Below are 12,515 nucleotides of genomic sequence, written 5' to 3' on the forward strand. Positions count from 1 at the left end.
GGCTGCGACACGCGACATCCTTTTGCTCGGCCGGGCGATGCTAACAGGCCTGTGGGGGATGGGAAGCGATAATTTTATACTTAAAGCAATTTTCGGGCCGGTCTCTCGCGCGAAGGCGTTCGCGGCGCTACGGCAGCTTCGTTGCAAAAACTTGAAGGTTAAAATATATCGAGGAACGATCAGCAGAGCCAAGGAGCCAGCGCATGTCCGGATTGCCGCACTCGCCGCACGCGCTCGTGACCGGTGGCGGTCGCGGCATCGGCCGCGCCATCGCGGCCTCTCTTGTCGGGGCAGGCGCAACTGTGACGGTGCTCGGCCGCAACGCCGCTGTTCTCGAAGAGGCGGTCAGCGCAGGTGCCGCGCATTTTGCTGCGATCGCCGACGTCTCGAACGAATTATCACTGAAAGCCGCTATCGCTGAAGCGAGCGCGCGAAAGCCGATCGATATCCTGATCGCCAACGCGGGAAGCGCAGAATCCGCGCCGTTCGCGAAATCGGACGCTGCCCTGTTTGCGCGCATGATGGACGTCAATTTCATGGGCGTTGTCCACGCCATCCAGGGCGTTCTGCCGGGCATGAAGGATCGTCCCTATGGCCGCATCGTCGCGATTGCCTCGACGGCAGGGCTCAAGGGGTACGCCTATGTCAGCGCGTATACGGCGGCGAAGCACGCCGTCGTCGGTCTCGTGCGCTCTCTTGCCCTCGAGACGGCCGGAAGCAATGTGACTGTGAATGCGGTGTGCCCGGGTTTCACCGATACCGATCTCGTCGCCGGCAGCATCGAGAACATCATGAAGAAGACCGGCAGGAGCCGCGAGCAGGCGATCGCCGAGCTCGCGAAGCACAATCCGCAGGGACGGCTGATCACGCCTCAAGAGGTGGCAGATGCAGTGCTTTGGTTGTGTGGCGAAGGCGCTGGTGCGATCACCGGGCAGGCGATTGCAGTCGCAGGCGGCGAAATCTAGCAGCGCGGAACAAACATACTAAGGAGATCGCATGAGCAGACCAGCCAATCCTGTGACCGTGCCGCTCGCGGATTATTCGCCGCAGCACTTCCTGCTGGCAGTGGTCGACAGCGTTGCCACGGTGACGCTCAATCGTCCCGAGCGGAAGAATCCACTGACCTTCGAGAGCTATCGGGAACTGACGGATTTCTTCCGCGCCTGCGCTTTCGATGATGCAGTCAAGGCCATCATCGTCACCGGCGCCGGCGGTAACTTCTCGTCCGGCGGCGATGTGTTCGAGATCATCGGCCCGCTCGTGAAGATGGACACCAAGGGGCTGACCGCGTTCACGCGGATGACCGGCGACCTCGTCAAAGCGATGCGGGCCTGCCCTCAACCCATTGTGGCTGCGGTCGAGGGCATCTGCGCCGGCGCCGGCGCGATCATCGCGATGGCATCGGACATGCGGCTCGCGGCGAGCGGCGCGAAGGTCGCGTTCCTCTTCAACAAGGTCGGCCTCGGCGGCTGCGACATGGGCGCCTGCGCGATCCTGCCACGGATCATCGGACAGTCCCGCGCCTCCGAGCTGCTCTATACCGGCCGGTTCATGACCGCGGAGGAGGGCGAGCGCTGGGGCTTCTTCAGCCGCATCGTCACGCCCGAGCAGGTGCTGCCGCAGGCGCAGTTGCTGGCCAAGCAGGTCGCGGAAGGGCCGACCTTCGGCAACACCATGACCAAGCGGATGTTGGCGATGGAATGGGCGATGTCGATTGAAGAGGCGATTGAAGCGGAAGCCGTTGCCCAGGCGCTGTGCATGACCACAGCGGATTTCGAGCGCGCCTTTGAAGCGTTCGCCAACAAGGTCAAGCCGGTCTTCAGAGGCGACTGAGCCCCGGACTTGCTGCGAGAAGCCGGCACGGTGACTTGCGCCGCACCTGCCCGGAACAGATCAGATTTTCCGCAACAGCGTGCGCGACCGGCGGGATCTCGAGGAGCTGAGAATTAAGGCTAAGCCCAAGACCCGGGCCGAGCTCAAGGCTGAGGCCACAAAGCCGCTTGCGGCGGAGTGACCGCCCGTGCGACTTTAACCCCATTGCCTGGCGTATTTTCGAGTGGAGTAAGGGCGATGAAGGCGATTATCGTCGGTGGCGGTATCGGTGGTCTCACCACGGCATTGATGCTGCGCTCGCGCGGCATCGGGTGCGAGATTTTCGAGCAGGCCGACACCATCCGCGAGCTCGGCGTCGGCATCAACACGCTGCCGCATGCGATGCGGGAGCTTGCCGGCCTCGGTCTCCTCCAGCAGCTCGACGACGTCGCGATCCGCACCGACCAGCTCTATTACCTCAATCGCCACGGCCAGGAGGTCTGGCGCGAAGCCCGCGGCATCGACGCCGGCCACGACGTGCCGCAATTCTCGATTCACCGCGGCCGCCTCCAGGGCGTCATCCATCGCGCCGTCGAGGAGCGGCTCGGGCCGGAGGCAATTCACACCGGCTGCCGCCTCGGCGCCTTCACGCAGGACGAGGGCGGCGTCACCGCTTATTTCTTCGACCGCTCGGGCGCGCACATCCATACTGCGCGCGGCGATATCCTGATCGGCGCTGACGGCATCCATTCTCGCGTTCGCGACACGCTGTTCCCGAACGAGGGACCGCCGTGCTGGAACGGCCTGATGCTATGGCGCGGTGCGCGCGATTGGCCGCTGTTCCTCACCGGCAAGTCGATGATCGTGGCCGGCGGCCTCAACGCCAAGGTGGTGATCTATCCGATCGCAGAGGGATCGAGCCCGGCGAGCCGTCTCACCAACTGGGCGGTGCTGGTGAAGGTCGGCGAGGGCAATGCCCCGCCGCCCCGGAAGGAAGACTGGTCGCGGCCCGGCCGGCGCGAGGAGTTGATGCCGCATGTCGCGCGCTTCTCGGTGCCCTATATCGATGTCAAGAGGCTGATCTCGGCAACGCCCGAGTTCTACGAATATCCGACCTGCGACCGCGATCCCTTGCCTTACTGGTCGTCCGGGCGCGTTACGCTGCTCGGCGATGCCGCGCATCCCATGTATCCGGTCGGCTCCAACGGCGCGTCTCAGGCGATCCTCGACGCGCGCTGCCTTGCTGATGCGCTGGTGCGCGCCGAGCATCCGCGCCAGGCTTTGCTTGAATATGAGAAGAAGCGTCTGCCGATGACCGCTGACATCGTCCGCTCCAACCGGCGCGGCGGCCCCGAGGGCGTCATCGACGCCGTCGAGCAGCTTGCGCCCGATGGCTTCGACAACGTCGACAACGTGCTGAGCTATTCCCAGCGCGAGGCGATCGTGCGCGGCTACGCCACCAAGGCCGGCTTCGCCGCCGTGCCTGGACTTGCGGCGGTGCGAGCTTGAGACTCGCTGCTAGCCGCCGGGTGGCGGCGGCAGGAAGTGGATGTTGAACTCGGCGGCCATCGCCACCACGTCCTCGGGCTTCTGTTCCTTCATGTTGTGAAGGCCCCAGAACAAGTCGAACAGCTTGCGGGTCGGCGACACCCAGAACAGAACCTTTGCCGTCTGCTCCGACTTGTTGAAGATGCCGTGCGGCACGCCCATGCCGAGGCGGATCAGATCGCCCGCGGTCGCCTGCGCCTCCGAATTGCCGAGCACGAAGTCGAGCTTGCCCTCGAGCATGTAGAGATACTCATCCTGGTCGGGATGGATGTGCGGCGGTACGAATGTGCCCGGCGGCAATGTCGCGTGCCAGGAGAAGCTGTGCTCGGTATTGCTCTTCGGCACATAGGTCTGGCCGAGGATGTTCCAGGAAATGCCCTGGATCCCTTCATTGGCCCGCGTGATGCCGGTGATTTCGCTTTTCATTGCAGTCCTCCCGTAATGCGGTGCGGCTTAGTTTGCCGCCTTGCAGTCCTTGGCATAGCGGTCGCCATAGTTCTCGAAGACCTTTTGAACGATCTCGGTCTGGAACTTGCCGTCCGCACGCTTGGCGACCTTGGTCAGATAGAAATCCTGGATCGGATAGCCGTTGGTGTTGAACTTGAAGGCGCCGCGCAGAGAGGTGAAGTCGGCCTTCTTCAGCGCAGCCCCAACCGCATCCTTGTTCGAGAGATCGCCTTTCACGGCCTTGACCGCGCTGTCGATCAGCATCGCAGCGTCATACGCCTGGAAAGCGTAGGTGCCGGGCACGACGTTGTAGGCGGCTTCATAGGCCGCGACGAACTTCTTGTTCTGGGGATTGTCGAGATTGGGCGCCCAGTTCGCGCCGCCAAACATGCCGACGGCCGCATCCTGCTGCGCCGGCAAGGTCGATTCATCCACCGTGAAAGCCGAGAGCACTGGAGTCGTGTCGGCGAGGCCGGCTTGCCGGTATTGCTTGACGAGATTGACACCGAGGCCGCCCGGCATGAACGTGAACAGCGCATCGGGCTTCTGCGACGAGATCTTGGAAAGCTCCGGCTGGAAGTCCAGCGTGTTCAGCGGCATGTAGGATTCTTCGACGATCTCGCCCTTGTAGTCGAGCTTGAAGCCCGCCACAGAATCCTTGCCGGCCTGATAGTTCGGCACCATCAGATACATGCGCTTGTAGCCGCGATCCTGCGCGACCTTGCCGAGGATCTCGTGGACCTGGTCGTTCTGATACGACGTCACATAGAAGAACGGGTTGCAGTCTTTGCCGGCGAAAGTCGATGGGCCGGCGTTGGGGCTGATCAGGAACGTCTTGGACTCCGTAATGGGGCGGTGGATCGCCTGGAGGATATTGGAGAAGATCGGGCCGACCACGAAGTCGACCTTGTCGCGCTCCAGAAGGCCCTTGACCTTCGTGACCGCTGCGTCGGGCTTCAACTCGTCATCGGCGACGATCATTTCGACATCTCGGCCCCCCATCTTGCCGCCGAGATCCTTCACGGCGAGCGCAAAGCCGTCGCGGACCTGCTGGCCAAGCGCGGCGGCGGGGCCCGACAGGGTCACGACCACGCCCAGCTTGATCTTCTCCTGGGCGAGGGAAGGGCTCACCGCAGTGCCGAGCAGCAGGGCGGCGGCGGCAAAGGTCACTTGCGTCTTCATGATGTATCCCCCGTGACGATCGGGCTTGCGCAGCAAGCCGCGTACTTCAATCCAAGCTTATGCCGATGATGGCGGCCGCGGCAAGCAAGCTCAAGGCGTGGCCATCCTGCGGGCAGCGGCGCATGCAAGCGGCGCGCCAGTTATTTGAAGCCTAAAGAAATTCGAGTGTGGTCGATTGTTGCAGCTTTAGGCTTGCGGCCGGGGCCGATTTATTTGAAGCTCAAAACGTTGGGGAATCCGTGCTGGCGCCAGGCCGGCCATGAGTGACTGCATCGAGATGCTCGATTCCGAGACCAAGGCCGTCGAGACGCCGGAGGACCACGCCGAAGAGCTTCGGCTGTGGCTGCGTCTGCTCACCTGCACGACCCTGATCGAAGGCGAAGTCCGCGGCCGCCTGCGACAGCGCTTCGACGTCACGCTGCCCCGGTTCGACCTGATGGCGCAACTCGACAAAGCGCCCGATGGCATGACGCTGTCCGACGTCTCCAAGCGAATGATGGTGTCCAACGGCAACGTCACCGGCCTCGTCGAACGGCTGGTGGAATCGGGCCATCTCGACCGGCGCACCTCGGAGACGGACCGCCGCGTCCAGGTGATCCGCCTCACAAAGCTGGGCCGCGCCGAGTTTCGGAGGATGGCTGCGGAGCACGAGACCTGGATCGCCGATCTGTTCGCCGACCTGACCCCGAAGGATGTCCGCGAATTGATGCGGCTCCTGGCCAAGACAAAGGCGTCGGCGCAGAAATCGGCCGGTCGCCGCCGGCCGTAGTCCGCTAGCGGGGCACCCCGCCAGTCCCACCTTGCCGCAGGAAAATGCATGGGATGCCCAAAATCCGCTATTGCGCCGAATTGTTTTAAGCCTAAAATGTTTCCCGGATGATGCTGCCGGGTGCTTTCCATGCTGAAAGGAGCGTGCGATGGCCAACGCCGCTAAGGCTCAAGAGTCGGGTTCGTATGATGGCAACGCCGCGACAGCCCACGTCGATACGTTCGCACGGCAGCATCTGCCGCCGCGAGAGTTCTGGCCCGAATTCATCTTCACGCGGCCGGAGCTGCACTACCCGCCGCGATTGAACTGCGTCAGCTATTTTCTCGATCGCTGGGTCGAGGAGGGCCACGGCGACGCGCCGTGCGTCATCAGTCCGGCCGTCAGCTACACCTATCGCGAGCTGCAAGCGCTTGTGAACCGCATCGCCAACGTGCTGGTTCGTAAGCTTGGTCTCGTAACCGGCGGGCGCGTGCTGCTGCGCTCCGCCAACAATCCGATGATGGTTGCAACCTATCTCGCGGTGATCAAGGCTGGCGGCATCGTCGTGGCGACCATGCCTCTGCTGCGCGCCAAGGAACTATCTTATCCGATCCAGAAGGCGGAGATTGCACTCGCGCTCTGCGATGGAAAGCTCTCGGAGGAGATGGAGAAGGCGAAAGCGGCGGCGCCCGGCCTCAAGCACGTGGTCTATTGGGGCACCGGCGCGTCGGACTCGCTCGAGGCGCTGATTGCTGATGCGAGCCCGGAGTTCAAGGCGGTCGATACCGCCGCCGATGACATCTGCCTAATTGCCTTCACGTCGGGCACGACGGGCGATCCCAAGGGCACCATGCATTTCCATCGGGATATGCTGGCGGTCTGCGACGGTTATGCGCACAACATCTTGAGAGCGGAGCAGAAGGATCGCTTCGTCGGTTCAGCGCCGCTCGCCTTTACCTTCGGCTTCGGCGGCGTGCTGTTTCCGATGCATATCGGCGCTTCCTTCGTCGTGCTGGAGAAGACAACGCCGGACGACATGCTGACGGCGATCGAGCAATACAAGACCTCGGTCTGCTTCACTGCGCCGACCGCCTATCGCGCCATGATCGGCAAGCTCGCAGGTCGTGACATTTCCTCGCTGCGAAAGTGTGTCTCTGCCGGCGAGACCCTTCCCAAGCCGACATTCGATGCCTGGCTCAAGGTCACCGGCATCATGCTGATGGACGGCATCGGTTCGACCGAGCTGCTGCACATCTTCATCAGTGCGACCGAGGACGAGATCCGTCCCGGCGCAACCGGCAAACCCGTGCCGGGTTACGAAGCAAAAATCGTCGATGACGACGGCAATGACCTGCCGCCGGGCACGATGGGGCGGCTCGCGGTGCGTGGCCCGACCGGCTGCCGCTATCTCGCCGACGAGCGGCAGCGCAAATACGTCCAGAACGGCTGGAACATCACCGGCGATACCTATCTGATGGATAGCGACGGCTACTTCTGGTACCAGTCGCGCTCCGACGACATGATCGTGTCGGCCGGGTACAACATCGCAGGCACGGATGTGGAGGCGGCGCTGCTGACGCATCCATCCGTAGCCGAGTGCGGCGTCGTCGGTGCGCCGGACGAGGCGCGTGGCATGATCGTGAAGGCCTATGTCATCGCCGCCCCCGGTGTGACGCCGGACGCTCAACTCGCAGCGGAGTTGCAGGAGCATGTCAAACGTGAGATTGCGCCTTACAAATATCCGCGCGCGATCGAGTTCGTGGCGCAACTGCCGAAGACCGAGACCGGCAAGTTGAAGCGATTTGCCCTGCGACAGTTGGCGCAGGCCGCAGCGACGTCATCTGGCGTCGCGGCGGAATAAGAGAAGGATGAAGCATTGTCCGTGACGACGCCGAAAGGCCCGCACCTCGCTGTGCTGCCGACAGCAGCCCAGGGCGAAACCGGCTCCAGGGCGCAGGTGCTCCAACCGTCCGGGTGGCCGCTACCGAAAGGCTATGCCAACGGCATGGCCGCCGAGGGACGCATCGTCGTCACCGGCGGCGTGATCGGCTGGGACGCCGAGGAGCGTCTCGCGGACGGCTTTGTCGCGCAGGTGCGCCAAGCCCTGAGCAACATCGCCGAGATATTGGCGGAGGCGGGTGCGCGGCCCGAGCACCTCGTGCGCCTGACCTGGTACGTCGTCGACATGGACGAATACTTGGCCAACCTGAGGGAACTCGGCAAGAGCTACCGCGCCACCTTCGGTGCGCACTATCCTGCGATGGCGCTGGTGCAGGTCGTCCGCCTCGTCGAGAAGGCGGCGCGCGTCGAGATCGAAGCCACCGCCGTCATTCCCCGCTAAGCCGCCCTCGGTTCGCGCCTAGCTGGCCTTGGCGAGATCGTCGTCCTCGGGCGAATTCAGATAGACGCCCGATACGGTGTCGACCCAGCACAGATGGTCATGCACCTTCTTGACACCGTCGACGTTCTCCGCCGCGACGATGGCAGCCTGACGCGCGCGTTCCTCAGTGATGACACCGCTGAGATGAACGATGCCGTCCCGGACGATGACGTTCAGTCCGAACGGGCACCAGTCGTTTTTCTCCATGGTGTCGATGATGCGGCCGCGAATGTGGTCGTCGTCGGCCGTCGGGTCCGGTACCTCGCGGGCGAGCCCCGCCACCGCCTGCAACAGATTCGCGCGGGAGACGATGCCGACGACCTTGTCGCCCCGCACCACCGGCAGCCGCTTTACGTTGTTCCGTTCCATGAGATCGACGATCTCCGCGAGCGCCGTATCCTCGGTGATGGTCACAACCGAGGTGGTCATCACCTCCGAGACCTTGCGGCCATGCTCGTGGACGAAATCGCTGGCGGATTCGCCGGGGCCGAGGATGAACCGCAGCCAACGGCCTCGCTTGCGGCCGGTGCCGATTTCGCTGCGGCGGACGAAATCCCCCTCGGAGACCACGCCGACCAGCTTGCCGGCATCGTCGACCACGGTTAGGCCGCTGACGTGCCGCTTCAGCATGATGTTGGCCGCTTCGACGATGCTGGTGTGGGGGGTAACCGAGATCACCGAGCGGGTCATGATCTGGTGGGCGCGCATGGGGAAGCTCCGCAAGTTCACACGAATATCGATGTGTGGAGCTTAGGTCGCCGGCAGGAAGCTGATTTGACTTAAGTCAAGCTGGTCCGCACCTAATCCTCGGGTTCTGCATTCGGGGCGAGGTCGGAGGAGCGGAACGGCTTGGCTTTGTCCAGTTTCCGGTAAGCGTTCGAGGCGGTCCCCAACAGCTTCTTTTGCCGCTTCCGGTTGAGGAAGCGAATGCCCGCCTCGGGGACGGCCTCGTTCAGGGACGCTGCCAGGGTTTGCCCTCGCGCATCGTCGTTCAATTGCCCGAGGGACCTCTGCGCCTTGCGCAATTGCTTGAGGATCGACTTCTGTTTTGTCAGCGATTCGTCTGCAAACAAATCCTCTAGCGACTCGATCGAATAGGTCAGCCGCTTGTTGAGGAGCCGCAGCTTGTGCCGTTTTTCGACGTCGAGCTTGCGGAGTTTCCGCGCCTTCCTGAGCAGCGTCGTTTCCCATTCCGTGAGCTGCGCCGTCGCGTGGTCGGCAAGCGGGCAGCGGCGCAATCGGATTGCCTCCTTGCTGCGCCGGGTCGACCAAGGACCGCTCTCGATCCAGGCCGAGGTCTGCTCGACAAGACGGCGATACCGCGCCGATTGCAGCGCGCGCGCCAGCAGGCGGTGGCTCTCGGCGCGCTTCTCGTCCCAATGCTGAAGCTCGGCGATCACGTCAAGCTCGCCTCCGCTCTCGGCGATAACCCGCTCGATCGCCACGTCGAGGTCGCGCACCATGCCGAGCTGGCTGTTCAGCCATTTCAGTTCGGCCCAGACATTCGGCCGCAGGGAATCGTCGACCATGGGCGAGAAGAAGCGGATGGCGGTGCGCAGATGCGTCAGTGCGATCCGGATCTGATGCAGCGCCTCCGGATCGCCGTGGCAGGTGCCATTGTGCTGGGCGAGGACGGCATCGAGGTGACGGCGGGCGATGATCCGGAACGCGGTGTCGCAGGCCATACCGGGACTGAGGCGGCCGGGCAGAACATTGCGCCGCGCCGCAGGCTTGGCACGAGCGGTCGCCATCGAACTCGTGGTGGGTCGCGCCATCCTAGCCCGCGCCAATCAGATTGCCTTATTTGCCCTCAGCGATTACGTCCCGGCAGTTCTGGAGCGTCTGCGCTTGTGTCCCGGATGCATCGATGGTCGCCCAACCGACATAGCCGATATTATAGTGCTCTTGCTGCGCGGCAACCTCTTGCGTGGCGTCGGACGCGTCGCCCCGGCGGCCGCCGATTCGCGCCTGGCGGGTGGCGAGGTCGGCGACGAGGAATAGTCCATTGAGCGGTACGCCGCACTCGCGTGCCAGGGCGGCCATCTCGTCTCGCTCGGACTCGCGCGCAAAGACGGCGTCGACGATTGCCGAATGGCCTTGCGCCAGAACCTGCCGGGCGCGCTGCATCAGCACCTCGTAGACGCGCGCCGTCACGTCGGGCCGGTACGTGGACTGCGGTAGCCGCTCGGTGTGTCCGACCTGAAACATCTGCTTGCGAATGACGTCGCTGCGCAGCACGACGGCGCCGGGCTGTGGCGCCACGGCGGGCGCCAGCGCGCGGGCGAGCACGGATTTGCCGGTGCCCGACAGTCCGCCGACCGCGATCAGGCGAGGGGCGGGGGGATGAATCAAAGCCTGGGCGAGCTCGAAATAGCGGCGCGCCTCGTCGAGAGTGCCGGGGCCGTCGGCATCAGGCCGCCTCAGCCGCGCCAGCGCCACCTGTGCACGGATCGCGGCGCGAATGGACATGAACAGTGGCAGCGCAGCCAGGGCGTCCAGCGTTTCGTCGGGCGCCGTCATCAGATACTGGTTCAGGACGGCATTGGCCGTGGCCGGCTGGTCATGGCGCAGCAGGTCCATCAGCGTGAACGCAAGATCGTAGAGCACGTCCACAGTCGCCATCTGCGTGTCGAATTCGAGAGCGTCGAACAGGACAGGCTGCCGGTCGATCAGCACGATATTGGCAAGATGCAAGTCGCCGTGACAGCGGCGCACAAAGCCGTGGCGCGCGCGTTCCTCCAGTGTAGCGCGGACGCGCAGGAATGCCTGATGTGAGGACTCGCAGAGTTGCTCGATCTGGGCTGCTTCGAAATGATCGCCATTGCGCAGCCCGGTGCTGTTGCCTTCGATCAGCGCGGAAATGGAGGCAACCCATGCGGCGCCGTCCGCGACGGGCGCTCTCGCATGCAATGCTGCGATCGCATCCGCGATGGCCGGGCCGAGCTCTGCATCCAGCGGACCGCCTTTTGCCACATGGTCCAGCGTCCGGTTTTCGTCGAAGCGGGACATGTCGACTGCATACTCGACCGGCCGGCCGCGACCGTCGATCTTGATCGATCCATCCGGCTCCTCCGTGATCGCCACGACGCGGTGATAGATTTGCGGCGCGAACGGCTGGTTGATCCTGATCTCCTCTTCGCAGGCCGCCTCGCGCTTTTCGAGCGTCGAATAGTCGAGGAATGGAAACTTGACAGCCCGCTTGATCTTCAATGCGCGTGCCCCGTCCAGGAGCACCGAGGCTGCGTGCGTGTCGATCCGCTTCACGCCGGGATGCGCGCTCAGTGCTTGGAAGACCCGTTCCTGGGTTGCAGAATCGTCCGTCATCTCTGCCAGCAAATCCAGATGCATCGGCGGTGAGGCAGCAGGCTAACTCCTGGAGGCGGATCGAGGCCAGTCCTTGACATCGGTCAAAGCCGGTCGTCGGCTGGCTGCGCGGTGTTCCCGCCTTGAGGAAGATCAAGCTTCCCGGCGAAAGGTGGCTTATCCTAGCCGGTAAGGAGAATCCCGATGCCCATCAAGGATGTCTTTCTGCCGCTTGTCGGCCAGCCGCGCGGGCCGGCCCTCGCTGCGATCGGGACATGCGTGGCTGTCGCCGCCGACCTCGGCGCCAGGATCACCGCGCTCGCGCTCGAGGAAGACGATTTCGTGCGGCCGAGGGTCACCATCCCTGGTGATCTCGATTCCGCGGAGGCGAGCGGTTCGCGTGAGGTAAGCAACGTGCAGCAACTCCTCAACGCCTTCACCAATGCAGCCTCCAGCGCCAACATTCGCGCCCAAAGCCGATCGGGTAAGGTGCCGGCGGACCAGATCGCGTCGATCCTGGCCGAGCATGCGCGCTTCAGCGATCTGACGCTGGTTCCCGCGAGGCCGCATGACAGTCGAACGGAGCGCATCATCGAAACGCTCCTGTTCGAATCCGGCCGGCCGCTGCTGCTCTGCCCGGAACAGCATGTGGACAAGCTGCGACCGGAGTTCGAGAACGTCATGATCGCCTGGGATCACTCCGCCCGTGCCGCGCGGGCGGTCGGCGACGCGTTGCCCATTCTTCAGGCTGCGGCATCCGTCCGGGTGGTCACGGTGGCGGACGACCCGACCGACGCGATTGTTCAATCCGGAACCGCGCTCGTCGACCACCTGAGGGAACACGGTGTCTACGCCTCGTTCGAAACGGCGATGGGCCGCGGCAGCTCGATCGGCAAGGTGCTCGGAAGCTGGGCGAATTCCCATGCCATGGATGCGATCGTGATGGGCGCCTACCATCATTCACGGCTGAACGAGATCGTCTGGGGTGGTGTGACAAAGACCGTCATTGGCCAGCCGCCGTGCTGGGTTATGATCTCGCACTAGGCGCATCGCCGGTTTATCGGCCGATCGTCAACCATCGGAACCGCCACCGAC

Annotated in this window: 12 protein-coding genes; 7 read left to right on the top strand and 5 right to left on the bottom strand. The window is 63.8% G+C overall.

Going from position 1 to position 12,515, the window contains the following annotated elements; genetic code table 11:
- Positions 1-203: 203 nt before the first annotated feature.
- From BJ6T_RS17370 to BJ6T_RS17380, 3 genes are all read left to right on the top strand, one after another.
- Positions 204-965 (top strand): SDR family NAD(P)-dependent oxidoreductase, encoded by a 762-nt coding sequence (locus BJ6T_RS17370; protein ID WP_014493755.1) that lies wholly within the window; start codon positions 204-206, stop codon positions 963-965.
- 31 nt (positions 966-996) lie between these two features.
- Positions 997-1,833, top strand: a complete 837-nt coding sequence (locus BJ6T_RS17375; protein WP_014493756.1) for an enoyl-CoA hydratase family protein — start codon at positions 997-999, stop codon at positions 1,831-1,833.
- Positions 1,834-2,070: 237 nt separating this feature from the next.
- The gene (locus BJ6T_RS17380; RefSeq protein WP_014493757.1) at positions 2,071-3,321 is read left to right on the top strand and encodes a flavin-dependent oxidoreductase; all 1,251 of its coding nucleotides are present in this window, start codon (positions 2,071-2,073) and stop codon (positions 3,319-3,321) included.
- Positions 3,322-3,330: 9 nt separating this feature from the next.
- Here the strand turns inward: BJ6T_RS17380 and BJ6T_RS17385 are convergent, their stop codons facing one another.
- Complete coding sequence (locus BJ6T_RS17385) at positions 3,331-3,786, bottom strand: cupin domain-containing protein (protein WP_014493758.1); 456 nt, start codon at positions 3,784-3,786, stop codon at positions 3,331-3,333.
- Positions 3,787-3,813: 27 nt separating this feature from the next.
- Positions 3,814-4,989, bottom strand: a complete 1,176-nt coding sequence (locus BJ6T_RS17390; protein ID WP_028170531.1) for an ABC transporter substrate-binding protein — start codon at positions 4,987-4,989, stop codon at positions 3,814-3,816.
- A 259-nt stretch (positions 4,990-5,248) separates the two neighbouring features.
- Between BJ6T_RS17390 and BJ6T_RS17395 the strand changes: the two genes are divergently transcribed.
- The 3 genes from BJ6T_RS17395 to BJ6T_RS17405 all read left to right on the top strand — a co-directional run bounded on the left by BJ6T_RS17395 (position 5,249) and on the right by BJ6T_RS17405 (position 8,078).
- Complete coding sequence (locus tag BJ6T_RS17395; RefSeq protein WP_014493760.1) at positions 5,249-5,758, top strand: MarR family winged helix-turn-helix transcriptional regulator; 510 nt, start codon at positions 5,249-5,251, stop codon at positions 5,756-5,758.
- Between the two features lie 148 nt (positions 5,759-5,906).
- A complete protein-coding gene (locus BJ6T_RS17400; protein WP_014493761.1) occupies positions 5,907-7,598 on the top strand; it encodes a benzoate-CoA ligase family protein in 1,692 nt (563 codons plus the stop codon).
- A 21-nt stretch (positions 7,599-7,619) separates the two neighbouring features.
- Positions 7,620-8,078, top strand: coding sequence for a RidA family protein (locus BJ6T_RS17405; protein WP_028156619.1), 459 nt, complete (start codon positions 7,620-7,622; stop codon positions 8,076-8,078).
- An 18-nt stretch (positions 8,079-8,096) separates the two neighbouring features.
- Here the strand turns inward: BJ6T_RS17405 and BJ6T_RS17410 are convergent, their stop codons facing one another.
- From BJ6T_RS17410 to BJ6T_RS17420, 3 genes are all read right to left on the bottom strand, one after another.
- Positions 8,097-8,825 carry a CBS domain-containing protein gene (locus BJ6T_RS17410; RefSeq protein ID WP_014493763.1) on the bottom strand — a complete coding sequence of 243 codons (729 nt, stop codon included), beginning with the start codon at positions 8,823-8,825 and terminating at the stop codon, positions 8,097-8,099.
- 92 nt (positions 8,826-8,917) lie between these two features.
- Positions 8,918-9,892, bottom strand: coding sequence for a CHAD domain-containing protein (locus BJ6T_RS17415; RefSeq protein WP_028170532.1), 975 nt, complete (start codon positions 9,890-9,892; stop codon positions 8,918-8,920).
- Between the two features lie 25 nt (positions 9,893-9,917).
- Positions 9,918-11,441, bottom strand: coding sequence for a bifunctional aminoglycoside phosphotransferase/ATP-binding protein (locus BJ6T_RS17420; RefSeq protein ID WP_028170533.1), 1,524 nt, complete (start codon positions 11,439-11,441; stop codon positions 9,918-9,920).
- Positions 11,442-11,624: 183 nt separating this feature from the next.
- Between BJ6T_RS17420 and BJ6T_RS17425 the strand changes: the two genes are divergently transcribed.
- Positions 11,625-12,464 (top strand): universal stress protein, encoded by an 840-nt coding sequence (locus tag BJ6T_RS17425; RefSeq protein ID WP_014493766.1) that lies wholly within the window; start codon positions 11,625-11,627, stop codon positions 12,462-12,464.
- Positions 12,465-12,515 lie beyond the last annotated feature (51 nt).

Source organism: Bradyrhizobium japonicum USDA 6 (assembly GCF_000284375.1).
Taxonomy (GTDB): Bacteria; Pseudomonadota; Alphaproteobacteria; order Rhizobiales; family Xanthobacteraceae; genus Bradyrhizobium; species Bradyrhizobium japonicum.

Coding starts and splice junctions, on each gene's coding strand:
- BJ6T_RS17390 (WP_028170531.1), bottom strand. CDS start 4,989: ATGAAGACGCAAGTGACCTTTGCCGCCGCCGCCCTGCTGCTCGGCACT.
- BJ6T_RS17385 (WP_014493758.1), bottom strand. CDS start 3,786: ATGAAAAGCGAAATCACCGGCATCACGCGGGCCAATGAAGGGATCCAG.
- BJ6T_RS17395 (WP_014493760.1), top strand. CDS start 5,249: ATGAGTGACTGCATCGAGATGCTCGATTCCGAGACCAAGGCCGTCGAG.
- BJ6T_RS17400 (WP_014493761.1), top strand. CDS start 5,907: ATGGCCAACGCCGCTAAGGCTCAAGAGTCGGGTTCGTATGATGGCAAC.
- BJ6T_RS17420 (WP_028170533.1), bottom strand. CDS start 11,441: ATGACGGACGATTCTGCAACCCAGGAACGGGTCTTCCAAGCACTGAGC.
- BJ6T_RS17380 (WP_014493757.1), top strand. CDS start 2,071: ATGAAGGCGATTATCGTCGGTGGCGGTATCGGTGGTCTCACCACGGCA.
- BJ6T_RS17425 (WP_014493766.1), top strand. CDS start 11,625: ATGCCCATCAAGGATGTCTTTCTGCCGCTTGTCGGCCAGCCGCGCGGG.
- BJ6T_RS17370 (WP_014493755.1), top strand. CDS start 204: ATGTCCGGATTGCCGCACTCGCCGCACGCGCTCGTGACCGGTGGCGGT.
- BJ6T_RS17410 (WP_014493763.1), bottom strand. CDS start 8,825: ATGCGCGCCCACCAGATCATGACCCGCTCGGTGATCTCGGTTACCCCC.
- BJ6T_RS17375 (WP_014493756.1), top strand. CDS start 997: ATGAGCAGACCAGCCAATCCTGTGACCGTGCCGCTCGCGGATTATTCG.
- BJ6T_RS17415 (WP_028170532.1), bottom strand. CDS start 9,892: ATGGCGCGACCCACCACGAGTTCGATGGCGACCGCTCGTGCCAAGCCT.